This window comes from Glaciecola sp. KUL10, from assembly GCF_003203515.1.
Taxonomy (GTDB): Bacteria; Pseudomonadota; Gammaproteobacteria; order Enterobacterales; family Alteromonadaceae; genus Glaciecola.
On record NZ_BGNG01000009.1, the window covers coordinates 14,105 to 39,604 of the forward strand.

Annotated in this window: 20 protein-coding genes; 10 read left to right on the forward strand and 10 right to left on the reverse strand. The window is 41.8% G+C overall.

What is annotated here, in order from left to right:
* Positions 1 to 69 precede the first annotated feature (69 nt).
* The 3 genes from KUL10_RS14260 (at position 70) to KUL10_RS14270 (ending at position 3,920) form a co-directional block, all read left to right on the forward strand.
* On the forward strand, positions 70 to 1,902 hold the full coding sequence (locus KUL10_RS14260; RefSeq protein ID WP_110429622.1) for a DUF294 nucleotidyltransferase-like domain-containing protein: 1,833 nt from the start codon (positions 70 to 72) through the stop codon (positions 1,900 to 1,902).
* Entirely contained in the window at positions 1,902 to 2,585 is a 684-nt protein-coding gene (locus KUL10_RS14265; protein ID WP_110429623.1) for an exonuclease domain-containing protein, read from the forward strand. Before KUL10_RS14260 ends, KUL10_RS14265 begins: the two co-directional genes overlap by 1 nt.
* A 129-nt stretch (positions 2,586 to 2,714) precedes the next feature.
* Positions 2,715 to 3,920 carry a lipopolysaccharide assembly protein LapB gene (locus KUL10_RS14270; RefSeq protein WP_110429624.1) on the forward strand — a complete coding sequence of 402 codons (1,206 nt, stop codon included), beginning with the start codon at positions 2,715 to 2,717 and terminating at the stop codon, positions 3,918 to 3,920.
* 192 nt (positions 3,921 to 4,112) lie between these two features.
* Here KUL10_RS14270 and KUL10_RS14275 read toward each other — a convergent pair whose 3' ends face one another.
* From KUL10_RS14275 to udk, 3 genes are all read right to left on the reverse strand, one after another.
* Positions 4,113 to 4,952 (reverse strand): 2OG-Fe(II) oxygenase family protein, encoded by an 840-nt coding sequence (locus KUL10_RS14275; RefSeq protein ID WP_110429625.1) that lies wholly within the window; start codon positions 4,950 to 4,952, stop codon positions 4,113 to 4,115.
* A 29-nt stretch (positions 4,953 to 4,981) separates the two neighbouring features.
* A complete protein-coding gene (locus tag KUL10_RS14280; protein ID WP_110429626.1) occupies positions 4,982 to 6,193 on the reverse strand; it encodes a NupC/NupG family nucleoside CNT transporter in 1,212 nt (403 codons plus the stop codon).
* A 66-nt stretch (positions 6,194 to 6,259) separates the two neighbouring features.
* The gene (gene udk, locus KUL10_RS14285) at positions 6,260 to 6,880 is read right to left on the reverse strand and encodes a uridine kinase (protein WP_110429627.1); all 621 of its coding nucleotides are present in this window, start codon (positions 6,878 to 6,880) and stop codon (positions 6,260 to 6,262) included.
* A gap of 293 nt (positions 6,881 to 7,173) precedes the next feature.
* Here udk and KUL10_RS14290 point away from each other — a divergent pair, with 293 nt between their 5' ends.
* Positions 7,174 to 10,386 (forward strand): TonB-dependent receptor, encoded by a 3,213-nt coding sequence (locus KUL10_RS14290; protein ID WP_110429628.1) that lies wholly within the window; start codon positions 7,174 to 7,176, stop codon positions 10,384 to 10,386.
* A gap of 277 nt (positions 10,387 to 10,663) precedes the next feature.
* On the opposite strand, the gene nspC is transcribed toward KUL10_RS14290, so the two are convergent.
* The 4 genes from nspC to KUL10_RS14310 form a co-directional block, all read right to left on the reverse strand.
* Entirely contained in the window at positions 10,664 to 11,800 is a 1,137-nt protein-coding gene (nspC, locus tag KUL10_RS14295; RefSeq protein ID WP_110429629.1) for a carboxynorspermidine decarboxylase, read from the reverse strand.
* A 51-nt stretch (positions 11,801 to 11,851) separates the two neighbouring features.
* Positions 11,852 to 13,054 carry a saccharopine dehydrogenase family protein gene (locus KUL10_RS14300; RefSeq protein WP_110429630.1) on the reverse strand — a complete coding sequence of 401 codons (1,203 nt, stop codon included), beginning with the start codon at positions 13,052 to 13,054 and terminating at the stop codon, positions 11,852 to 11,854.
* Positions 13,055 to 13,160: 106 nt separating this feature from the next.
* Complete coding sequence (locus KUL10_RS14305) at positions 13,161 to 13,571, reverse strand: hypothetical protein (RefSeq protein ID WP_110429631.1); 411 nt, start codon at positions 13,569 to 13,571, stop codon at positions 13,161 to 13,163.
* 87 nt (positions 13,572 to 13,658) lie between these two features.
* Positions 13,659 to 14,660, reverse strand: coding sequence for a 1-aminocyclopropane-1-carboxylate deaminase/D-cysteine desulfhydrase (locus KUL10_RS14310; RefSeq protein ID WP_158525398.1), 1,002 nt, complete (start codon positions 14,658 to 14,660; stop codon positions 13,659 to 13,661).
* 93 nt (positions 14,661 to 14,753) lie between these two features.
* Between KUL10_RS14310 and KUL10_RS14315 the strand changes: the two genes are divergently transcribed.
* Positions 14,754 to 15,287, forward strand: coding sequence for a chalcone isomerase family protein (locus KUL10_RS14315; protein ID WP_110429633.1), 534 nt, complete (start codon positions 14,754 to 14,756; stop codon positions 15,285 to 15,287).
* Positions 15,288 to 15,337: 50 nt separating this feature from the next.
* Entirely contained in the window at positions 15,338 to 15,838 is a 501-nt protein-coding gene (locus KUL10_RS14320) for a DUF3833 domain-containing protein (protein WP_233499848.1), read from the forward strand.
* A 55-nt stretch (positions 15,839 to 15,893) separates the two neighbouring features.
* On the opposite strand, the gene KUL10_RS14325 is transcribed toward KUL10_RS14320, so the two are convergent.
* Both KUL10_RS14325 and KUL10_RS14330 read right to left on the reverse strand, forming a co-directional pair.
* Positions 15,894 to 17,324, reverse strand: coding sequence for a HAMP domain-containing sensor histidine kinase (locus tag KUL10_RS14325; RefSeq protein ID WP_110429635.1), 1,431 nt, complete (start codon positions 17,322 to 17,324; stop codon positions 15,894 to 15,896).
* Positions 17,324 to 18,004 (reverse strand): response regulator transcription factor, encoded by a 681-nt coding sequence (locus tag KUL10_RS14330; protein WP_110429751.1) that lies wholly within the window; start codon positions 18,002 to 18,004, stop codon positions 17,324 to 17,326. Before KUL10_RS14330 ends, KUL10_RS14325 begins: the two co-directional genes overlap by 1 nt.
* A gap of 89 nt (positions 18,005 to 18,093) precedes the next feature.
* Here KUL10_RS14330 and KUL10_RS14335 point away from each other — a divergent pair, with 89 nt between their 5' ends.
* Positions 18,094 to 18,489: an MAPEG family protein gene (locus KUL10_RS14335; protein WP_110429636.1), complete on the forward strand. Its 396-nt coding sequence runs from the start codon at positions 18,094 to 18,096 to the stop codon at positions 18,487 to 18,489.
* A 12-nt stretch (positions 18,490 to 18,501) separates the two neighbouring features.
* On the opposite strand, the gene aceK is transcribed toward KUL10_RS14335, so the two are convergent.
* Entirely contained in the window at positions 18,502 to 20,247 is a 1,746-nt protein-coding gene (aceK, locus tag KUL10_RS14340; protein ID WP_110429637.1) for a bifunctional isocitrate dehydrogenase kinase/phosphatase, read from the reverse strand.
* A 468-nt stretch (positions 20,248 to 20,715) separates the two neighbouring features.
* Here aceK and thrA point away from each other — a divergent pair, with 468 nt between their 5' ends.
* Genes thrA through thrC form a run of 3 tightly spaced genes read left to right on the forward strand, consistent with a single transcriptional unit; the run spans position 20,716 to position 25,447 of the window.
* Positions 20,716 to 23,181: a bifunctional aspartate kinase/homoserine dehydrogenase I gene (gene thrA / locus KUL10_RS14345; protein ID WP_110429638.1), complete on the forward strand. Its 2,466-nt coding sequence runs from the start codon at positions 20,716 to 20,718 to the stop codon at positions 23,179 to 23,181.
* 2 nt (positions 23,182 to 23,183) lie between these two features.
* Positions 23,184 to 24,137, forward strand: coding sequence for a homoserine kinase (gene thrB / locus KUL10_RS14350; RefSeq protein ID WP_110429639.1), 954 nt, complete (start codon positions 23,184 to 23,186; stop codon positions 24,135 to 24,137).
* A gap of 17 nt (positions 24,138 to 24,154) precedes the next feature.
* Positions 24,155 to 25,447 carry a threonine synthase gene (gene thrC, locus KUL10_RS14355; protein ID WP_110429640.1) on the forward strand — a complete coding sequence of 431 codons (1,293 nt, stop codon included), beginning with the start codon at positions 24,155 to 24,157 and terminating at the stop codon, positions 25,445 to 25,447.
* Positions 25,448 to 25,500: the final 53 nt, after the last annotated feature.

Genomic DNA, 25,500 nt, shown 5'->3' on the forward strand with positions numbered 1-25,500 from the left:
GGCGCATCAACAATGAAGCGCATTGTTAGCCCGAACCTAGTTCGGGCTTTTTTATGTTAGGTAGTGCGTATGAACGTTATCCCAAATCAAATCATCGAATTTTTAAAGTCTTCCGGTCCATTTGATGAGCTTGAGCAAGAGGACTTACATGAAATAGCTCGGCACTCACGGATAGTGTATTTAACATCTGAAAATCAACAAGAAATGCTTGAGCAACATGCCAATTGTTTATATTTGATTCAAAGTGGGCAGTTTTCAGTAAAGGACTCAGATGGTGAATTACAGCATTTAAGTGAAGGCGATTATTTTAATTATGCAGCTCTACTGGATAAGGTGGCCTACAAGCTCGTCGTGACTGTCGAAAGCGCGGGTTTGATATTATGTCTACCTGCAAGAGAGTTTGAGTTGGCACTTACTAACTCTAAGGTTGCTCAGTTCTTTGCCGCTGCCAAAGAAAATGTATTACAACATGAAGCGGTAAATGACTCTAACTCAATGTGGCTACACAAACCATTGAGCGAAGTAGCTGAAATTAAACCCATCACTATTTCGCAAACCGACTCCATCCAGAGTGCAGGCGCGTTAATGAGTCAAAAGCGCATATCTTCAGTGTTGATCATCGAAAACAAACAATTATTAGGGATTGTGACTGACAGGGACTTGCGCAATAGAGTGGTTGCTCAAGGCCTGAATATGCAATTGCCCGTTAAACAAATAATGACTGAAACCCCGGCTTTTTTAACCAGCAACAGAACGCTGTTTGATGCAGTGTGTTTAATGAACGAGCGCACGATTAATCACTTACCAGTGCTTGATTTTAAAACCCGTGAGCCGGTTGGGATGATCACCGCAACTGATATTTTTAAGCAACAACGCAACAATGTTCTGTTCGTGATCAGTGATATTTCAAAAGCACAAAACCTTTATGAGTTGACTCGATGCGCATGGCAGTTACCGCACTACTTTGCATCAAGTGCAAAACGGTTGGGTGACTTTGATATCGTTGGCAAAGTGCTTTCTCAAGCAACTGATGTGATGACTCGTAGGTTGATTACTTTTTTTCAGCAACAACATGGCGAAGCCCCCATGCCTTATTGTTGGCTTGTGTATGGCTCGCAAGCGCGCGAAGACCAAACCATGGGGTCAGATCAAGATAACGCTTTATTACTTGCCTACAAACCTAATGAAGAGCAGGCTGAATATTTTGAAAAACTGGCTTCTTATGTCTGCTTGGGGTTGGGAAAATGCGGCATTAAATTGTGCGATGGCAATATAATGGCATCCAATCCAGAGTTGCGAAAAAGTGTCGATGAGGCGATAGACGAAGCAAAAGAATGGATACGGCAACCCACTCCCGAAGCAATTTTAAGCTTCAATATTTTCCTAGATGCTCGCGCAGCTGCAGGAGATAAAAGCTTATTCGAGCAACTTCAAAAAGCCCGACAATCAATGTTTAAGCAGTCTATGTTTTTAGCAGCTTTAGCAAGGGAAGCTAATCAAGTTAGCGTACCTTTGTCGATATTTCATAAATTTGTTTATGTCAAAGGCAGAAAAGAGAAGGATAGCATCGATATCAAAACAACCGCTGTCGCTATCGTGAATAGCCTTGTTCGTTTACATGCCCTGGCCAATGGCGTAAATGTACCTTCTACCGTTGCTCGTCTAAGGAACTTGCCCGAAGACTGCGGTATCAGTAAGGGTGATCGAAAGAATCTTGCTGATATTTGGATGTTTTTAAATCGTCTTAGGTGGCGTCATCAATTAAACAACAAAGTGCAAGATAACTTTGTTCGCATTAGCGATTTATCTTCTTTGGAGAAGCATCAACTAAAAGCGGCATTTAAAACAATTCATCGAGCGCAGCAAGCGGCAATATTGAAGTATTCAGGTGGAATCGGTTAATGAAGTCATTTATCTCAAAGTTGTTTAATCGCCCCATTTCACTTCCTCAAAAATGGCATCAGGTTGCTATTCAAGATATTGATCTTCTGTCGATTGACTTAGAGTTGACCTGCTTAGATCCTGCTATCTCAAAAGTGACCTCTGCTGGATGGGTACAAGGCAAAAATCAACAAATTAATATGAGTTCTTCTCGTTATTTTGTGACGCGGGCTGGTGGTGATTTACAGCAAAGTCCGGTAATTCATGGGCTAACAGAAAAAGACTTAGCCCAAGGTGCACATGTAAAAGAAGTGATAAATGAGCTTGTACCCTTAGTGCCTGACAATGTTTGGGTATTACATAATGCTAATTTAGATTTGGGTATTTTAAGCAGAGTAACAAAAGCACTCAATTTGCCAAAAATGACAGTCATCACTATTGATACCATGCAAATTGAGCTTTACTTGCAGCGAAAAGCCGATCAAGCAATTAAGCCCGATAGTGTCACCTTAGAAAACTGTCGACGCAGACATAAACTCCCACCTGTGCCCTGTCACAATGCTTTAGATGATGCAATGGCAACGCTTCAATTACTATTTGCGCAGTTGTATAGCTTAAGTAAAAAACAACCACTTATACTGAATGACTTATTGCATACTAATGCTGTTCAACAGTTCGAACTAGGCGAAAACGCGACGAATTAAGCGATAGTTTTTGCTTCCTTTAAAAACATTTATTAGCACTTAGAATGACGAACAATAATAAAAAGAGGTTGTTAATTTTGTGTTAATTAAGTTTGCGCGCTATTATTAAGGTTGGCAAAGGAGGCGACTATGCTTAAAAAGCCAATGTTATTAATATTCAGTATTTTAGGGCTAGCAGCGTGCAGCAGCACCCAAATTACAACTAACAAAATTGATCATGCTAGTTATTTATTGCCGACTGTTGCGGGTGATAAATCTACCCCTTTTCATCAAAGCAATCAGCATGCTCTCAACAAGGCGATTGAGATAGAAACCCCTGAACAAATCTTCGCTTTGAATGATGAAGCGATAGGATTTGTCACAAAAGTGGTTAATTCAGATCTCGATGATGACGGCAAAGTCAGAGCCTTAATTAATCATATTTTTGACCGGGCTGACCTAGAGATGCTCTATAGTGCAACTGCGAACACCAGTGCAGCAAAAACCTATGAAACAGGATATGCCAACTGTTTATCACTCACTATTTTGAGTTATGCAATGACGCAAAGAGCTGGGCTAAAAAGCCATTTTCAACGCGTAAATATCCCTGAGTTTTGGACCCGAAGAGAAGGAAGCTCACTGATAAATGGGCATATCAACCTGCGTGTCATGGTAGATAAGCAGTTTGGTATACAAAATATCCAGCAAAAAAATGTCATCGTTGATTTTGATACTCAGATTAGGCGACGAGGTTTTACAAGCACTGATGTGAGTAAAGAGCGCATTACCGCAATGTTTTACAACAACAAAGGGGCAGAGCTACTTTTAAAGAAAGATAACTACAATGCTTACCGGTTTTTAAGTGAGGCAGTAAAAACCGATACTATGTTCAGTGATGCATGGGTGAACTTAGGGCTTTTGTATCGGCGCTTGGGTGAATACAGTCTTGCTGAGTCTGTATATGAATTAGCTGCTCAACTCGATACAAAGAATTTAACTGCACTTGATAACCTTGCTTATTTATATGATTTTCAGGGTTTAAATAATAAGGCCGAAAAAGTCAGGTCTAAGTTACAATTTAGGCGGCAACGCAATCCGTTTTATCACATGATGTTGGGTGAAATAGCGTATGAAGAAAATCAATATGAACTAAGCATCAGACACTTTAATGATGCTATCTCAATAGACAGAGAGCAGCACTTGTTTTACTTCGGTTTGGCCAAAGCTCACTATGCCAGTGGAGATAAAAAGTTGGCGCAACGCTATTTGAAAAGGGCGAAGCGTAATTCGTTGGATGATGAGCTTAGTGATTTATATGCGAGCAAGCTACAGGCGATTAACTTAGGTACGCATTGATTCATATTGACTTCTTGGGTCGGTGCTTCGTAAGGTATATTCAGCTTTTGTCAGGGAAAGGCATTCTCTGACGCGCTGAATGTTCTTTAGTAATGTGTTCTCGATAGTTTGATTGAGTGTCTGAACAATCCACCCTTTACGAGTAAGTCCATTTCCGCTGATACCTTGATCACAGGTATTCCCTAACTAACCCTACAAAACGCCTAATTCAGTTAGTCTTTCATGCAAATATGTACCGGCTGTATGTCTTTCAGACAACTTAACGTCAGGGCGAGGGTGCAAAAACAGCGGTAATGAAATACGCGCTTTTGTTACATCGGTGCCTTCTGGGTTAATCACTCGGTGTGTAGTTGATGGGAAGTAATGACCAGAGGCTTCTTGCAGCATATCTCCGATATTAACGATCAAGTTACCGAAGTCACAAGGTACATCTAACCATGTTCCATCTTTTGCTTTTACTTGCAGACCGGGCTCGTTAGCTGCCGGTAGAAGGGTGATGAGATTTATATCTTCATGTGCTGCAGCGCGTATTGCATCTGGCTCTTCATCGCCCGCAAGCGGCGGATAATGCAGGACACGTAGGAGTGTTTGCTCACTGTCATCTATCATGCTTGAAAGCGGCATACTGTAATGCTTGCTAACTTCTTCTGGTGATTCGTTTTCAATCCATGAGAGTAATTCGGCAGCCAAGCTTGAGGTGTTTTTATAATACGTACTCAACTCTTCTCTAAGCGCATCTGGGCATTGACCCCATGGGTAATAGTGAAAATACTCTTTGATATCTTTTTTCTTAAAGCCTTTTGCTACTTCAGACACGCTTTGTGGAAAGAAGCCATCTTGTTTGTCTTTGTTATAGACAAACTTGTTCTTTTCATAGGTGTTAAAAAAGGCTTCCCAATTTTTATAGATACTGGCCACGCTTGACTGTTGTATCGGGTGGTTTTTTAATACACCAAAGCCTGTTTGTCTTAAAGACTCAACAAATTCTTGCGCCGCGTTAGGGGCATTGTAATCAACTGCTTTTAACTGCATAACACTCTCTTACTTCATTAATAATTTAATTAGCCAATGGATAAGAAGACGCCAGCCAGTGCTGCGCTCATTAAGTTCGCAAGCGTGGCTGCGAAAACGGCTTTTAAACCGAGTTTTGCAATCTCTTGCCTACGCGTGGGGGCAAGTGCGCCAATACCGCCAAGTAAGATGGCAATAGATGACAAGTTAGCAAACCCACATAAAGCAAACGTCACGATTGCCTGCGTTTGTGCTGATAAAGAATCTGCGTAATTAACAAAGTCTAAGTAAGCGACAAATTCATTGACCACAATTTTTTGTCCGATGAAGCTACCTGCTAAAAACGCTTCATCAAGCGGAATTCCGATTAACCAGGCTACAGGCATAAACACGTAGCCCAATATCATTTGAATCGACAGTTCGCTATATCCTGCAAGCCCGCCGAGATAACCTAATAAGCCGTTTAACAAAGCAATCAATGCGATAAAAGCAAGTAACATTGCACCTACATTTACCGCTAATTTCATACCTGAGGCGGCACCACTGGCTGCTGCGTCAAGTACGTTAGCATATTCTTCGGTATCAGCTTTGACGTCGGTCAAAGAATCGTTAGCTTTTTTTGTTTCAGGCTCTAACAGCTTTGCCATTAACAAACCGCCGGGTGCAGCCATAAAGCTTGCAGCCAATAAATATTTAAGTTCGACCCCAAGGCCTGCATATCCAGCCATTATCGAGCCTGCAATTGACGCGAGGCCGCCGACCATGACGGCAAAGAGTTCTGAACGTGTCATTTTAGGTAAAAACGGTTTGATGATAAGTGGGGCTTCAGTTTGACCAACAAATATATTAGCCGCTGCACTCATAGATTCGGGTTTGGACGTACCTAAAAGCTTTTGCAAGCCACCGCCGATAAATTTGATGACAACCGCCATAATGCCCAAATGATAGAGTACTGCAATCAAAGACGAGAAGAAGATAATGACAGGTAAAACATTGAAGGCAAATATAAAGCCTAATGACTGATTACCCACTTGCCCAAACAAAAAATCAATGCCTTGTTGGCTGTATGAGATTACTTCGCCGACAAATTCCGTTATCTTTAGTAAGACATGAGAACCCACGTCAGAATAGATAATGAACAAGCCAATAAGCGCTTGAATAGCAAACGCGCCACCCACAGTTCGCCAATTAATACTTTTTCTTGAGGAAGAGAATAGGTATCCTACCAGTAAAAGAAATGCAATTCCGAGAAGTCCAGTCATTGTTGTTTTTATTCGCTTATATTATGTTTAACTAATTTCTAGTATTCGACTAAAAATTGTAAATAGCTAGCTGCTGCTAGATAAATAGGAAAATACCACGTCTACCGCTAGGTGATTTTCACCGCCGTGAGGTACGATTAAATCTGCAAAGTTTTTACTTGGCTCGATAAACTTATGATACATCGGTTTGACGGTATTTTCATACTGAGTAGCAACGGACTCTATAGAACGCCCTCGCTCTTGTGTATCACGAAGCATTCTGCGCATCAAACATACGTCTAAAGGTGTATCGACAAAGACTTTTATATCAAATTGATCAAACATTTGAATCTGCGTGAGTAGCATGATTCCTTCTATGATAATAATTGGGGATGCTTCAAGTTGCTTTTTTTCTGCCAAACGAGTGTGCGTTTTGTAGCAATACTCAGGATATTCGATTGCCTTACCGGATAACAAATCAATGAGGTGTTGATTGAGTAAATCATGTTCAAATGCGTCAGGATGATCGTAATTGGTTTCTACGCGCTCAGCCATCGACAGATGATCTTGTGCTTTATAGTAGTGGTCTTCTTGTAAAACCAAAACCTCTCGCGCTTGCTGACGCAGTTTCAATGCAAGATTTTGAGTAAATAAAGATTTGCCTGAGCCCGAAGCACCAGAAATTGCCAAAATGATAGGTTTTGTCATAAAAATCGCGCCGTGAGACAGTCAAAAAACGTGCATACGATACCTTTTTGAGCGATTTCAATCAATTTAATAGTTTTATTGTCTTACTTTTGTGATGAATGTTTCGTTTTGTGTGTTTTGCATACGAAATATTAGGATATGGGCTCTCTTAAATTGGCTTATTAGACCAGTGAATGATTGTTTAATCGTAATGTGACAGTATTGTCATAAAACTGACACATAATGCGAGGACAATCTTTGCCCATAAAAAGTTCCATAAATTTCTCAAAAAAATAGACGATAGGAAACTTCCAATGTCAAAACTTAAGTTTAGCCGTGTCGCGTTAGCGGTTGCATTTGCTGCAGGTTTATCTACAGCCGCAATCGCTCAAACGACTACTTCATCAATTAGAGGTAACGTAGCTACCGAAGCTGGTACTACTTTTTCTAATGCAACAGTGAGAATCATTCACGTTCCTTCGGGCACAGTGTCTGTTGCAACGACTAACGATAATGGTACGTTTTCAGCTCGTGGTTTGCGTGTTGGTGGGCCATATACTGTTGAAATCAGTGGCGGTAACTTTGCGCCAGTGCGTGTTGAAGATGTATTCTTGTCACTAGACCAAACATTTTCACTTCCTGTAACAGTACAACCACAAGTTGAAACTGAAGTTATCCAAGTATTGGGTTCAGCGACAGCATTGGCTGGTTTCTCAAACGAAGGTTTGAGCACAAGTTTAGGTCTTGAGGCGCTAAATGAAGTATCTTCAATCGACCGTGATATCACTGATGCAGCAGAACTTGACCCATTTGTTGCGGTTAACGTTCAAAGTGGCGGTGCTAAAGAGCTTACAATTGCAGGTGCTAACAACCGCTTTAACTCTCTAACTATCGATGGTGTTGCACTAAACGACCGCTTTGGTCTTAACGCTAACGGTTTCCCAACTCAGCGTTCACCTATTTCTTTCGACGCAATTGAGTCACTTTCAATTCAAACAGCACCATTTGATGTTGAATACAATGGCTTTACTGGCGGCACAATAAACGCTGTTACAAAGTCTGGAACAAACGAGTTTCACGGTTCATTAGCGTACTATCACACAAGTGATTCATTAATCGGTGATTCAAACGGCGACAATGACTTCGACTTTACGTTCGAAGAAGACACGTTTGTTGCAACACTTGGTGGCCCAATTATTCAAGATAAGCTTTTCTTCTTTGTTTCTTATGACAAATTTGAAGAGATTGCTCCATTAAACAACGGTCCAGTGGGCTCTGGCGCACTCAACATTGAGCAAGACATTACTGCTGACGACGTTGCTCAAGTTAGCCAAATCGTTTCTGACGTATGGGGCTTCGATATTGGTGGTTTCAACAAAGATGCGGCACAAGATGAAAAAATTCTTGCAAACATTGACTGGAACATCAACGATGACCACCGCGCTAAGTTTACTTATATTAGCACTGACGGTAACACTATCCGTGAACAAAACGGTAATAACTTCTTGGCTTCTGATAACAGATTAGGTGCTTCATCGGCTTGGTATAATCGTTCAGAAAAAATCGAAAGTGTAATTGCTCACGTATTCTCTGATTGGACAGCTGATTTCTCTACTCAGTTTAAAATTGGTAAAACGACACAAGCAACCGGTCAAAATTCTTTGAACGGCGCTGAATTCCCATCATTTGCTGTATTTTTACGCGAAGTTGATGGCGACGAAAACTATTTAGTTGTTGGCCCAGACCGTTTCCGTCACGGTAACGAGTTAGACCAAGAGTTTTTGACGATTAAATTCTTAGCGGAATACGCTTGGGGCGATCATATCTTTAAAGCGGGCTACGAAAGAGAAGAAGTTGATGTAAATAACTTGTTCGCACAAAACTCTGAAGGTTCTTACTTATTCGACAGTATCGACGATCTTCGCAATGCTCAAGCATCTGCTCTACTTTACCAAAATGCAATCACAAACGACGAAAACGATTTACGCGCAATCTGGGGTTACAACTATAACTCTCTTTATGTTCAAGATTCGTGGGATGTAAATGCTTATTTGGTAGTTGATTATGGTATTCGTTATGACTGGTACGAGTCAGAAGGGTCGATTCGTGAAAATCAAAACTTTGTTGACCGTTATGGCTTTACCAATACGACTGATATTGATGGCTTAGATGTAATATTACCTCGCTTCTCATTTAAATGGTTGCCAACTGATGACTTAACAGTTCGTGGTGGTATCGGTCGTTTCTCTGGCGGTTCACCGGGCGTTTGGTTATCTAACAGCTATTCAAATGACGGCGTGATTTCTGACGACGTCAACGATTTTGGTAGTGGTAACACTTATAACGTGCCGACTACGCCAGATGCGGCAACTGGCCAGTATATCCCTGCTGATGTTCTTGCAACATTAGCGAACACTGCACCAGACGGTTCGGTAAACGCGTTAAGCCCTGATTTTGAAATTCCAACGACAACTAAATTCAGCTTAGGTGCTGCTTACTATGCTGACTTACCTGTGTTAGGTGAAGGTTGGTTGTTCTCTGCTGACGTTTTATACAACAAACTAGATAATGCCTCTTATTGGTACGATCAGCGTTGTGAAAACCCAGTAGAAGTTTCTCCAGACGGTCGTGGTGTTTATGATTGTAGTGAAGGCCCTGAAGCGCTTGTAGTTGGTTCTTTCGACGGTGGTGACAGTACACTTTATGCATTGTCAGCAAGCAACGATTGGGACACTGACTTTGGTCGTTTCGATATGTTTGCAAGCTATACACATGCAGACGTTAAAGACATCGGTTACGGTACTTCATCTACTGCAACTTCTAACTACTCAGATTTCGCAGCGTATGATCGTCAAGCTCCGCGCGTGGGTACTTCTAGCTTCCAAACTGAACACTTGTTCAAGTTGCGTTTCAACTGGAGAAAAGAGTTCGTAGAAGGTTACCAAACAAAAGTTTCGGTATTCGCAACACGCCGTACAGGTCAACCGTATAGCTATACATTCAATGAAAACAATGCGTGTGTACTTGATGTTGGTGGCGGTCGTTGTAGACGTGAAAGCCGTAATGATGATGCAGGTCACTTACTATATGTTCCATCTGGACCTAACGATCCATTGTTTGCAGCAACTTCATTTGACGGTGACGTAGCTCAACAACAAGCGTTCTTCGATTACATCAACAGTAGTGAGTTAGCTCAATATGCAGGTAGCATTGCTCCTCGTAATGGTGATAACTCAGCTTGGTCGACAATTGTTGACGTTCGTATCCAACAAGAATTACCAGCGTTTCATGAAGACCACAAGCTAACTGCTTTCTTCGACATTGAGAACTTCGGTAACTTGTTAAACAGTGATTGGGGACGCATTGAGCGTACTCGTTACGAGTATGAGCGTGCTGTAGTGGCTGCTCAGATTGTTGATGGTCAATATGAATACTCAAGCTTGAGAACTCCTAGTAGCATTGAGAACTTAGAAGTATTGTCTCAGTCAGTATGGCAAGTACAATTTGGTATTAAATACGAATTCTAATTCGACAAAATACCAAAGCTAAACCTAAAAAACCGAAGCCTAGTGCTTCGGTTTTTTGCTTTCTGAGCCTTTGTTCAGTTTCAGACTTCTGAGCAATAGCGCACTATAACCCTGTGGTCGCCATCAAGGATGACTGGCAACACGGAAGTGATTAAGTTTGGAACAAGTGAATCTGTCCGTGCAACTTGCTGAATTTGATCTGACAAACGGGATGTTTGTTTAAAAACCACATTGACTTGGGAGTAGCAAAGGATTGTTTCTTGCCCAAGTTTCCTTTTTAAGATAAGCGCGCTTTAAACTCTTCATAAGTAAAGCTTTTCACCAACTCAAACTCACCGCTTTTGCGTATAATTCCAATAGATGGATGCTCTACGCCATTAAAAAAGGTGGTTTTGACCATGGTGTAATGCAGCATGTCTTCAAAAACAAGCTTATCCCCGATATTCAGCGGCGCATCAAAGCTGTAAGGCTCTATGACATCACCTGCTAAACACGAGTTGCCGCCTATCTTATATGTATAGGCTTTTTCGTTTGGCTGCCCTGAATGTGTGATCATGGGGCGATATGGCATTTCTAGTACATCAGGCATGTGCGCAGTGGCTGAGATATCCAATATTAAAATTTGGTCTTGGTTTTCGACGATATCTACGACTTCACAAATTAAGTCACCCGCTTGCCAAGCGACTGCTGAACCGGGCTCCATGATGATTCTTAAATGAGGGAATTTTACTTTGAAAGCCTTCAACGAAGCGATTAAATGCTCAATATCATAACCTTTCTTAGTCATTAAATGACCGCCGCCAAGGTTGAGCCATTTTAGCTCACCAAGGTAATCTGCAAATTTTTCTTCGATAGCATCAAGTGTGCGAGCGGTCGCAAACGAATCACATTCACATAAATTGTGTACATGAAAACCTTCGACATCACTTAGGTCTTGGCCAGCTAGCTGCTCTTTTAAAATACCCAGTCGCGAACCGGGCGAGCAAGGGTCGTATAAAGGTGTATCGGCTTCTTGGTTTTCAGGGTTGACTCTTAAACCAATCGAAACCCCTTTCGCTTTTGCTTGTACTTTATAGGCATTAAACTGATTTAAGCTGTTAAAAGACAAGTGATGCACAATTTCGCAAAGTTCATCTATGTCTTTTTGCTTATATGCAGGTGAGTATGCATGTACTTCACCTTTAACTGCTTTCGCTAGTTTGGCTTCCCAAACTGAACTGGCAGTTGCTCCCTTGAGATACTGCGATACAAGGTCAAAAGTAGACCACATTGAATAGCCCTTTAGCGCAAGAATAATATCAACGCCTGCTTCTTCTTGTACGTGTTGCATTAATTGAAGATTTGCTTCAAGCAAAGCTTCATCACAGACGTAACATGGTGAAGGGATATCTAAATGCGAGTACTTTGTTTGCATCACAGCTCTCTTGGGTTCTTGATTTCGTTAAGCTTGTTCTTGTATCAATAGTTATTTTGCGAAAGGTGAGCTTTCACATTCCAGCACTTGCCAAGGCAATCCATGCTCGTTAAGCATGTCCATAAACGGATCAGGATCGAATTGTTCCATATTCCACACGCCCGGTTGCTTCCATTTGTTTTGAAGCATCAGCGCTGCGCCGATCATGGCTGGTACACCCGTCGTATAAGATACGGCTTGTGCCCCAACTTCTTCATTACACACGGCATGGTCGCAATTGTTGTAGATGAAGATAGTTTTTTCTTTGCCGTCTTTAACACCCGTGATATAGGTTCCGATACATGTCATGCCAGTGTATCCCTCGGCAAGTGAGCCCGGGTTTGGCAGTACTGCTTTTAAAAACTCAAGTGGCACAATTTGCTGACCTTGAAATTCAACGGGTTCAATGCTCGTCATGCCAATGCCTTCAAGCACGCGCAGATGATTTAAGTAAGCATCGCCAAAGGTCATCCAAAAACGTGCGCGTTTTAGGGTAGGGAAGTGCTTAACCAAAGACTCTAATTCTTCGTGGAACATCAAATAAGACGCACGTACGCCGATGTTTTGGTAATCCAAATCCTCTCGAACACTTAGCGGATCGGTTTCTTTCCACTCACCGTCTTGCCAAAAACGTCCACGCTGCGTAATTTCGCGAATATTAATTTCTGGATTGAAGTTAGTTGCAAAGGCTTGACCGTGATCGCCGCCATTACAATCAACGATGTCCAAGTAGTGAATTTCATCAAAATAATGCTTGGCTGCATATGCAGTGTAGACATTGGTTACGCCCGGATCGAATCCGCTACCTAACAAGGCCATGATGCCAGCTTCTTTAAATTTGTCTTGATACGCCCACTGCCAAGAGTACTCAAACTTTGCTTCGTCTTTTGGTTCGTAATTAGCGGTATCGAGGTAATCTGTTTTAGTTGCTAAACACGCATCCATGATCGGTAAGTCTTGATAAGGGAGCGCAAGGTTAATTACCAGATCAGGTTTAACCTGAGTAATCAGTGCTTCTAGTTCGTCGGCTTTATCTGCATCGACAGCAAAAATTGCTTTGACGCGATCTGCGCCTACTTCCTGTTGTAAGGCTTCACATTTTGATAGCGTGCGGCTAGCTAAGTAAATTTCGTCGAACATTTCTGGTAGACGAGCACATTTTTTTACAGTAACAGAGGCAACGCCACCTGCACCAATAATTAACACACGAGACATGAATTCTCCTTTAAATGACAGGAAGTAAAATTTCTGCGAATGCTAGCAGTAAATTTTCAATTAGCAAGATAATTGTTATAGACAATGATGGGGCAAATTGCACACGTTAATTAGAAAAATCACAGGTATATGGCTTGCCTATTGTGATGCCATTGTAATCATACTCATAAGGGTAAATGGTCATCGTGCTTGCGCCGCTCGAATCGCTAATGCTTAGCATCAGTCCATCAGAGTGATTGCCCTTTGGGGTGATGACAGTCACCGAGTAAACGAGTACCCCAATTGCGGTTTCTGCTTGGCAAGTTCGCAAGGCTATTTGAGTTTCAAGTTTTTCGATCATCGAAGAGGGGGCAGTGTCACATTCTTCTTCTAAGAACACAGATTGGACATCGTTTTCAATCGAAATGACAGCAAATGGATAAAGGCTGTTGGTATACGTTAATAGCACTTCGCTAAAGTCTAGTGCCTTAGTGATAAGGTCAGCGTAGCGCAAATTTTCTTGAAGTATCATTTTCATATTAAAGCCTAAGAATAAGTAGGGATAATGCGACTAGCAAGGCCTAGTCTTTTCCATTGTCCAATAACTACTTAAACGTGATTTTTATCATAATGGTTCAGATATACTGCGTCTGATTGTGCGTTTTCCTTGTAATCCGCCCGTGTGTAAAAATAAAATTTTCGAATTGGGTTTGATTATATCCCTCGTGATATAGCTATGAATTGCAAACATACACTTGGCTGAATAGACTTTTTCTACGTCAATCTCAGTCGTGTTTGAAAAGGCATTGATAAATTCATCAAGTTCAGGGCTTGTCTTTGCATAGCCGCCATGATGAAAATTGTGCTCGATTTGCCAGTGATTACGAGCTTCATCAATGACACCTTTAGGAAGAAGCTGCGAAACTAAGCTCTCCAAGTATCCTTCACCCTTTAAAACCGCGACACCTATCACTTTTTTACAAATTGGCTGCGAGTAATGAATCAGTCCTGCAAGTGTGGCACCACTTCCCACCGGTGCGTAAAGTACGTCGAAGTGTTGATTGGTCGCTTTGATCTCTTCAACGAGGGAATGCATGCCAAATACCGCGTCTTCACTTGAACCGCCCTCTGGAATGATCAGTTCAGCATTAAATTGCAGCTTGTACTTTTTGATTTGCTCTAGCTTATCGCGTGATTTGTATTCTTGACGCGTCACAAAGTGTAATTGAGTACCCCATGATTCAATGTCTGCGAGTGTCGGTGACAAGTTCGTTGGTCGTTCGCCCCTGATGATTGCGGTGAGCCTAATCCCGAGTTTATGGCAACAATATGCAAGTGCATGAAGGTGATTTGAGTATGCCCCTCCGAACGATAAACAGCTTTTCACATCGTTTAGTAAAGCCTTAGATAAGATCGGTTGAAGTTTTCGCCACTTGTTACCTGAAATAATGGGGTGCAGCAAATCGTCTCGTTTGCACCAAAGTGAAATATCGTTGGCGTAGCCCAGCGAGCTAGCATCAATTTGCTGTAAAGGTGAGGGCGTTTTAATACCCAAAGTATGCTTTAAAGCTTCGATGACTCGATTCTGCTCAGTACTCTTAGCAACAGTCTCTTTACCGTTAATCAAGCTATCTCCCAAAGATTAACTAAGTTTAACAAGTGGTTTTGATCTTGCACCTATATACTACTCGTTAAAATGCTGGGAACAAAAGGGTGAAGCATGACAAGTCTAAAAATTATTTTATTGAGTGCAGTGATATTTATGTCGGTAGGAAAGTCTGCAAACGCAAGTGAAAGCCAAAGCTTTATTGATAACTATCTACAAAGCCCCCAGGTGATTGGCGAAAGTAGGTTAAAGGTGCTTTTTTGGAATGTATACGATGCCAAACTTTATGCACCTCAAGGCGAGTTTTCAAGTGAAGGTGCCTATGCGCTCTCGTTGACATACTTGCGTGATTTTGAGGGTGAAAGTATTGCTAGCCGTTCTATCGATGAAATGAGAGACCAAGGTTTTAGTGATGAAGTCAAACTTGCCGAATGGTTTGAATTAATGAAAGGAATGTTTCCAGACGTTAAAGAAAAGCAAAACATAACGGGTGTAAGAAGTAGCGATGGCACGAGTCATTTTTACATCGACGGTGAAAAGCTTGGCAGTATCGAAGACAAAGAGTTTTCAGCGATGTTTTTTGGGATCTGGTTAAACGAAGAAACTTCTCAACCCAAAATGCGCAAGCAACTATTGGGTATGAACTAATGGTGATCGACGTGAATATATTTAAAAGAATAGGGCTTGCATTGACAGCGATGGTTGGTTTGAGTGCATGCGGTATTACCATCGACGGCAATCAATACAAAGCGCAATCCCCCGCATTTGAACTTGAAGCATTTTTTGACGGCAAAGTAACCGCTTGGGGCATTGTGCAAAATCGCAGTGGTGAAATTGTTCAACGCTTTATCGTCGATATTGACGGTTCGATGCAGGATGATGTTTTGGTGTTAGATGAAACCTTTACTTATCAACTGGGAGAAGGTCCCACTAAGCGAATTTGGCGACTAACTAAAAACGCAGATGGCACATACACTGGGCAGGCAGGCGATATTGCAGTGCCTGCGACAGGCACAAGTTTTGGTAACGCTTTTAATTTTGTATACGAAATGGATTTAGAAGTCGATGGTACAAGCTACCGAGTAAACTTTGACGATTGGTTTTGGGCCTTCGATGAAAACACAATGATGAATCGTTCCTATATCAAAAAATTTGGTATCGTGATGGCTGAAGTGACTATTTTTATGCAAAAGCAGTAATTGAATGGCGTGAGTTTTTGTCGGTACCTGAAAATTGCCTTTGAAGTTTAAACCGCTACAAAGGCAGTGCAATTATGCAGCCCAGCCCATGACCTCTTCTGAGTGGGTCGCTCACGAAGTTCACCTTGCCCCCATGCAGTTCAGCAACTGCCGCTACTAACGATAAGCCAAGACCATTGCCTTTGGTTGTGCGGCTTTTTTCAGCGCGATAAAACCGTTGTGTGAGTTTTTCAATATCGGCTGTGGTGACGCCTATACCTGTATCGAACACCGTAAAAATCAATGTGTTTTGAGTCGCGTCTATTGTGTCAGCGACTTTAAACATGCCCTCTGGCTTTTCTTTTGACTTTAATACTTCCGTTGTGAATAGCGCCATCTCAATTTCGCCGTATTCGAGCGTAAACTTCAAAGCATTGTCAATGACGTTTGCAAAGGCTTGAAATAATAAGTTTTTGTCGCAGGTAAATGTATTAATTTGAAGGTCTACATGCACCTCTAAGTCGATGTTTTTTGCTTCGATAACAGGCATATAAAGGTCAACAACATCGTCCAGCATGGTCTCGATATCATGTTCTTTAAATTGACTTTTCTTCCTCTCAGTTTCAATTTCTGCAATTCTCAATAAAGAGTTGAAAATCGACAGCAAGTTGTCTGACTCTTTTATTAACGCATATTTTTCTTCGCTATTTTCTAGCTTTTCAATATGCGTTTTAAGGCGTGTTAAAGGCGTACGTAGGTCGTGTGCAATGCTGTCAGACACAGAGCGGATATTCGCTACCGATTGTTCAAATTGCTCTAGCATTAAGTTGAGTGAAACACTTAGCTTACTTAGGTCATCCCAATCGCTATCGATGGGTAATCGCTTTGATAAATCACCGGTAGAAATAATGTTGTCAGCTTTATCTGATATGTCATTGATACGATTTACTACATAATAGGCAACCCAAATACTGGCGGCGGATATCAAGCATAAAAACAATATCATGACCCAGCCAAAGGTTTTGCCAATCCACTGTGCGAGTTGAATCTCTTCGATGTTTCGTCCAATCAATAACTTATGTTGGTTATCAAAGGTGACGATTTTTGCAATGACGTTTATATCATCTTCGTTTTGCGCTAGAGCAGGGATGGTGAGTTTAAGGATGCCATTTTTTAGAAAAGGGCTGTTAGGCTTTGGCCATTCGCTAATGTTACCTGCCAGCAAGCGATTATTTTGATCTTTAAAGTGATAGTAGAAATCAGTACTAGTATTGTTGATTCGGTTTGTGATTTCATTTGCAATATCTTTTGGTTTCGAAACTTTATGCAAAGAATGAAACCCCAGTATATCCGCGTTTATTGCTGCTTCTGACTCACGAACCAATAAGTCGTCATTAGCAATGACCATAATATACGTCACGAACAGCGCGGCCATCATCAACATGACCGTAAACACGATACTGAGTGTAAAGCTTGAGCTTTTTCTAAAAGCGGTGATGGCGCGCATTAGGACTCGGCGTTCACTATATAACCAGCTCCTCTTATTGTTTCGATGATTTGCTTATCGAACCCTTTGTCTATTTTATTGCGCAGACGTGAAATATGAACATCAATGACGTTTGTTTGCGGATCAAAGGTATATTCCCAGACGTTTTCAAGTAGCATCGTGCGGGTGATGACTTTATTTTGATTCCTCAACAAATATTCAAGCAGCTTAAATTCTTTAGACTGAAGTTCAATGACTTTGTCTTTTCGAGTGACGCTTCTATTTATCAAATCAAGGGTTAAATCTGCTACTTTTATTTCCGTGACTGTGGTTGCGGGAGTTTGCTGTCTGGCTGCTACGATTTCAACACGTGCAAGCAACTCTTCAAACGCAAAAGGTTTGGTCATGTAGTCATCAGCCCCTGAACGAAGCCCCTTTACACGATCTTCCACTTTGTTCTTGGCGCTTAAAATCACTGCAGGCGTATTATCACCGTTTTCGCGTAAGGTATTTAATACCGTGATGCCGTCTATCTGCGGCAGCATCCGGTCTAGTACAATCACGTCAAAGCGCTCTTGCGTGGCTTTTTCTAATCCTTGTTTTCCGTCATTGGCGACAACTGTCATGTGCCCTGAGTCTTCAAGGCCTTTGGCGATGTAGCTTGATACGGTTGGATCGTCTTCTACAATTAGTATTTTCATGACCATTACTTTAGTGCCTTAAGGCTTATTTGTCAGATTAAAACTTGTTAATATTTGCGTACACAAAATAAAAAGAAGCAGAAACTCGCATGACCATTGTTGTAATTTGTTTATTAATTGTCGTTTTAATGCCACTTGTTGCAAAGGTGCCATTGGCTATCATGATGCATCGCAGCGGACAGTACGACAATCGCCATCCGCGTGCACAACAAGCTGCACTGACTGGGTTTGGCGCAAGAACCCACGCTGCACACCAAAACTGTTTTGAAGCCACGACTTATTTCGCTCCTACCGTGTTATTAGTGCTCGCAGTTAACGCGACAGATCATATTACTGCTTATTTATCTATTGCTTTTGTCGTGTGCCGATTGGCTTATTTAGTGTGTTACTGGGCTGACTATCACATTGTGCGGAGTACTTTTTGGGTGATTGGTATGGCAACGGTGATTGCACATTATGTGCGTCTTTTATCTGCCTTTAGCTAGGGCCAACAGGCCCTAGTCTCTTTTAAATCGAACATTTTGTGGATAAGGCGTAAAGTTTTGAATGGTTTCTTGCGAAGCTGATTTTTGAATATTCTGCCAATACTGCGCGGTCATAATGTCGCCGTGTAGTTCTTTTAATATATCTTTAAACGTCTTTTTACCAATAATAAAATGCTCAAATTGCTCAGGAAATACGTCTGTTGGCCCGACCGATAGTGTGTCTATGGCATAAGGGTCGTCGTTCTTAGGCAACTCTCTAAAATTGCGTTCATTCATGTAACAAATCTCATCATAATCATAGAAAATCACGCGACCAGTTTTTGTCACCCCAAAGTTTTTATGCAGCATGTCACCCGGAAAAATATTGGCCATGGCTATTTGTTTAATACACATGCCCAACTCGTCAATCACAGCTCGTATTTTAGTAGGGTCTGAGGCTTGCTGAAGATATAGATTTAAAGGTGTCATTTTGCGCTCGATGTACAAATGAGAAATGACAAGTTCATCATTTTCAATCGAAACACTAGACGCACAGGTTTCTTGCAGGTGGTTTAGCAGTGTTTTGTCTACTCTGTCTAATGGCAACCTAAAGTTCACATATTCGTGAGTATCAGCCATGCGACCCACCCTGTCCGTCATCTTGACAAGCTTATAGCATTGCTTGACGTGCTCACGGGTAATTTTTTTACTCTCGGCAAACTCATCTCTTATTAGTTTAAAAACGACACCATAAGAAGGCAGATGAAATACGGCCATTACTAAGCCTTTAATACCGGGGGCAAGTTCAAACTTGTCATCTGAGTTTTCTAAATGCTGTAAGTAGTTGCGATAAAACACTGTTTTGCCATGTTTAAAAAAGCCAATAGACATGTACAGTTCAAAGTTTTTCTTATTTGGCAGTAGCTCTTGTAAAAAGGCGACCACTTCAGCGGGATATTGCGTATCTGTCATAAAATAGGAGCGCGCGAAACCAAAGATCACGCTCAAATGAGGGCGCGCAGTTAGCAAAGCATCCACCATTAAGGTGCCCTTGTCAGACATTTGCAATGCAATAACGAAGGGCAAGGTCTTATCAGGCATGCATATGCGCCCCACTAGATAGGCGGCTTTACCACGATAAAAAACAGGCTTTAAAATTTCTACAGTATGCACACTTGCTAGTTGCTCTCGGTTTAAGCGAGCGCGTAATGCCTTGTCCATGTGTTCCAAGTCGGCATTTAAATCCTCAAACGGTACTTTAAAGCGATAAGTATCAAAAATAGCTTCGTGCATTGCTCGCACAGTACCCGAGGTATCAAAGCTGTTTAAGACTTTACTGCGATCTTGTCCGGACAAAAAGCATCGACTTGGCAATACAAACATCAAGTCATCATCAATTTTCATATGTTTAAACAACCGGCCAATCACAGAATTGTAAAAGGTTTCGGCTAATTCAAACTGGGGATGTGTCTCAATAAGCTTGGCAAAGTGTGTTTTAGAAGCCACCCAAAACGCTTTGCTTTGAATACGTGGATTAATTTTTTCATACAACTCAAACACGACATCGTTCAGACTTTTCTCGTAAAGTTGAATTCGCTCTTTGTTGGCGATTGCAGACTCTTTCCACTGGCACTGCTCAAAACGCTTTTGCGCGCCTGCTGTAAAGCGAGTAAACCAACGAAACGAGCGATCAAAACCGTTAAGCGTTTGGTAGGCGAATTGTTTTGCGAGTTCAAGCTCTGTTGGTGAAATAGCGGTTTGTGTTTTCTTTGAAGACATGGCTGCCTGAATACGCTTTTATCAGTGTTTGAATTATTTGTATCGCAAAATATTAAGAATAACTAGTTAATCCCTTGGTTACTTCTTTGTATTTATTATTTTTTGGGTGAATGGTACTCACAGGAAGCGAATTTATCCCCAATAAACCAAATTCCTTATTGACATATAGACGTCTATACGGCAAATTGAACGTACTAAAAATATAAGAAGCACTATCGACATGTTAATCGTTCAAAAATCCGTAGTTTGTAACAGCACTACCATTATGATGACGATTACCACCCTTACATCGGGCGGCTGTTAGCTAGTGCAAGTAAACAAGTTAACAAAAGCCCGCTACTAGCGGGCTTTTTTGTTTTAAAGCGTAACAAAATGGCCTTGAGATAAAGTGCTAGAGAAAAATAATACTTATAGTGACCTGCATAGACAGTTACTGATAAGCAATAACAGGATTTGAAGGAGTCATACATGAAAGTTTTAAAGTTTGGTGGGTCTAGTCTAGCTGATGCGCAGCGTTATATGCGCGTATTAGAGATTAGTCAATCAACCCATCAAGCAGAAGGGGCAGCGGTTGTTTTGTCTGCGCCTAAAGGTGTGACTAACGCTTTATCCTTGCTGTGTGAGCAAGCTCAGAGCGGCGCGGATTATGGTGAACTCCTCGCCAAGCTGAACATGACCTTGCACGGTATAGCTGATGATTTAAATGCCAGCTTGAGTAACTTTGATTACGCTCCTTTAAGTGAGTTTATTAAAGAAAAATTAGCGGTTTTAGAAGCACAACTGAAAGGCATAAAATTACTTAAAACATGCCCCGATGAAGTCACTGCGGGTATCTTAAGTCTAGGTGAGTACGTGAGCGTGCGTATTTTCAGTGAAATTCTCAATGCAAAAGGGACGGCTAACCAAATCGTCGACCCTTTTGAATATGTACTTGCGCACGGGCCTTATTTAGACAGCCTTGCTGATCTTTCTGCAAGTAAAGCGAGATTTGCTGATGTAAATACTGACGGTAGCAAACTACTTATTATGCCTGGTTTTGTGGCTGTTAATGAGCTTGGCCAGAAGGTCACTTTAGGTCGCAACGGTTCAGACTATTCTGCTGCTATTCTTGCAGCCTGCATCGATGCTAGTTGTTGTGAAATTTGGACGGATGTAGACGGGGTTTATAACGCAGATCCTAACCAAGTCGACGGTGCAGTGTTACTTGATAAATTAACCTATCAAGAAGCCATGGAGCTATCTTATTTTGGTGCCAAAGTATTGCATCCTAAAACGATCGGCCCAATTGCTCAGTATTCCATTCCTTGTCTAATCCGCAATACTTTAAACCCTGCTGCACCAGGTACCTTGATTAGCCATGAGCCAAGCACGAAGTGGACGAGCGTGAAGGGGATTTCGCATCTAGAAAACGTGGTGATGCTGAATATCGCAGGGCCTGGAATGAAAGGCATGGTCGGCATGGCAAGTCGCATTTTCGATGTGATGTCATCCGGCAATATATCAATCAACTTAATCACTCAGTCTTCGTCAGAATACAGTATCAGTTTTTGTATTCCTGAAGTCGATGCCAATCGTGCGTTAGACTTACTCGAAGATGGCTTTGCGCTAGAACTCAGCAACAAGTTATTAGAACCCATAGAAGTCAGAAGAGACCTCGCCATCGTGACCTTAGTGGGTGACGGTATGCGAAAGGCTAAAGGAATGGCAGCAAAATTCTTTTCAGCATTGGCTCAAGCAAGGGTAAATAACGTGGCGATAGCACAAGGTTCATCAGAACGTTCGATATCAACCGTGATCGAAAATTCAAAAGCGAAAAAAGCGGTTAAAGTGATTCATCAAAACTTCTTCTCTCGTCTACATACTATCGATGCCTTTTTGATTGGTTGTGGAACGGTGGGTGAAGAATTGCTTCGTCAAATCCAAAGCCAGCAAGCTTCGCTACTCGAAAAAGATATTCGACTTAACGTTTATGGTGTTGCTAATAGTAAAAAGCAGTTGCTGGTGGACCAAGGCATTAACTTAGCCGGCGATTGGAAAACTCAGTTAACTAACAGTGAGCAGTCTTTTTCGGTTGAAGCATTAAAAGCCTTTGTGAATAAAAACTCTTTAGATAACCCAGTCATTATAGACTGCACAAGCAACCAGTCGATTGCCGATCAATATGTTGAAATGATGCAACAAGGCTTTCATGTCGTGACACCAAACAAAAAAGCCAATACGTCTTCAATAGAAATGTATGAACAGCTTAAAAAGACGGCTCAAGAAACCAGTCGTCAATATCTTTATGAAACAACCGTAGGCGCAGGCTTACCCGTTATCGATAATTTGCAAAAGCTACTTACTACGGGAGACGAACTTGAAAGCTTCGAAGGGATCTTATCTGGTTCTTTAAGTTACGTGTTTGGTAAACTCAGCGAAGGCATGAGTTTGTCAGAAGCTACGCAAACAGCAAAAGAAAACGGCTTTACAGAGCCTGATCCACGCGATGATTTAAGTGGTATGGACGTCGCTCGTAAATTATTGATCATGGCACGCGAAGCTGGCATGAACTTAGAGCTTAGCGACATCGATGTGCAGTCAGTTTTACCAAGTGATTTTGATGCAAGCGGCGATGTCGATACTTTTATGGCTAATTTACCGAGCTTAGACGCTAAGGTTCAGTCTCTAGTTGAAGAGGCTAGTGAAAAAGAAGAAGTCTTACGCTATGTCGGTTCAATCAAACAAGGCAAGTGCAAAGTATCGATACAATCAGTGCCTTATTCGCATCCGCTAGCGGCGGTCAAAGACGGAGAAAATGCACTTGCGATTCACAGTAAATACTATAACCCGATTCCATTTGTGATCAGAGGATATGGTGCAGGTGCAACGGTTACGGCTGCGGGTGTGTTTACCGACGTGTTACGTACGATGCCATGGACACAGGAACTCGCTTAAAAATGAACGAAGTAAAACGCACAAAAGCTTATGCTCCGGCTTCTATTGGTAATGTCAGCCTAGGGTTCGATTTATTGGGCGCCGCATTAAAACCAATCAGCGGTGAGTCACTAGGCGACTGGGTTGAGGTTGTCGATGCTGATAGTTTTGCGCTAAGTGTCGATGGCAAATTTGCACATAAGCTTCCCGGTGAAGCTAAAGACAATATCGTCACGCTTTGTTATGAGTATTTTAACAAAGCACTCGCCAATGCCAATGAAGCACAGTTAAGCGTCGCGATGCACTTGCACAAAGCGTTGCCGATTGGCAGCGGCTTAGGATCAAGCGCAAGCTCTATTGTAGCGGCTTTTGTTGCATTAAATGCCCATGCTGATAATGCGTTTGAGCAAGATGTGTTATTGCAAATGATGGGTGAACTTGAAGGTCAGATAAGCGGCAGTATTCACTACGACAATGTTGCACCTAGTTATGTCGGTGGTCTTGCACTTATGACGGGAGAAAACGCACCGGTCACGGTTAAACTGCCTTTATTCGAACATTGGTATTGGGTAGTGTGTTACTCTGGTATCTCGGTATCAACCGCTGCTGCACGTAAACTATTACCGAGCGAATTTAGCTTAAAAGACACGCTTAATTTTGGTCGTCAATTGAGTGTATTTGTGCACAGCTTATATGCCAAAGATGAAGCACTAGCAGCGAAAATGATGACCGATGTAATTGCCGAGCAACATCGAAAGGTCTTGCTGCCAAGGTTTGACGATGCTCGTCAAGCATGCGAGCAAGCGGGCGCTTTGGCGTTTGGTATTTCAGGCTCAGGTCCAACGGTATTTGCGGTTGCAGATAATTTAGAAGCGGCCGAAAAGATGCAAGCATGGCTTGCAAAAGAATATATTCAAAACGAAGATGGCTTTAGTCATATTTGTAAACTTGACGATGCTGGCGCAAGCGTCGTTTAAAAGAAAGGTTAAATGAAGTGGAATTAGTAAATTTAAAAGATGCAAGTGACGCAGTCACGTTTGCAGAAGCGGTTAAAAAAGGACTTGGAAAGCACCAAGGGCTTTATTTTCCAAAGAAAATTAAACCGATGGATAACATTGACGAACTGCTTGCATTGCCATTGGTTGAGCGCAGTATCAAAGTACTTTCACATTTGACCGAAAATGAGCTTCCAGCAGAAACCTTGGAAAGCATCGTTAAGACCGCGTTTTATTTTGAAGCACCGCTTGTGCAAGTAAAAGAGAATGTGTTTAACCTTGAGCTGTTTCATGGGCCAACTTTGGCGTTCAAAGATTTTGGTGGCCGTTTTATGGCACAAGTCTTATCCAAAATTACCGACGGTGCGCCAATTACCATTTTAACGGCAACCTCTGGTGATACAGGCGCCGCAGTTGCACATGCGTTTCATGGTATTGAAAACATCAACGTCGTGATTTTGTATCCGAAAGGTAAAATCAGTCAACTTCAAGAAAAACTATTTACTACTATTGGCGGCAACATTCACACCGTCGCTATTGATGCCGACTTTGATGCATGTCAGCAATTGGTTAAGACGGCTTTTGATGACCCAGATGTGCGCGATGGCTTGCATTTGAATTCTGCCAATTCAATTAATATCAGCCGTTTACTTGCGCAAGTGTGTTACTACTTTGAGGCGATGTCACAAGTGCCAGCTGAAAAGCGCAAGGATGTTGTGTTCTCGGTACCAAGTGGTAATTTTGGCAACCTAACTGCGGGTATGATTGCAAAAACACTTGGTCTACCAATCAAACGTTTTGTGGCTGCGACTAATCTTAATGATACGGTTCCACGCTACCTTAAAACGGGCGAGTGGGCACCTAATAAAACCGTCGCGACAATTTCTAATGCAATGGATGTTAGCCAACCTAATAACTGGCCGCGTATCGAAGCATTGATTGAACAAGGTTATTTGCCAAAAGAAATTCTACAAGGTGATGCTATTGACGAAGAGTATACCCAAGTAGCGATGAAACAGTTGGCTGCATTAGGTTATGTTTCAGAGCCGCACGCGGCGGTGGCTTATCGCTCACTCATGAAAGACTTACAAGATGATGAAGTAGGGATCTTTTTAGGCACAGCTCACCCTGCTAAATTCAGAGAGACTGTTGAAAATGTACTTGGACAACCGATTAGTCTACCGCAAGCATTGGCTGATGCTGTTGCGAAAGAGGCGTTTTCTGCTGACCTGCCTAACGATTATGAAGCGTTAAAGGCGCATATGATTAGTTTATTGCAAGACAAGCAATAAAGAGCATAGTTTTTCTGGTCAGTAATTGTTTGACTCATTCAACTTATGTTGAG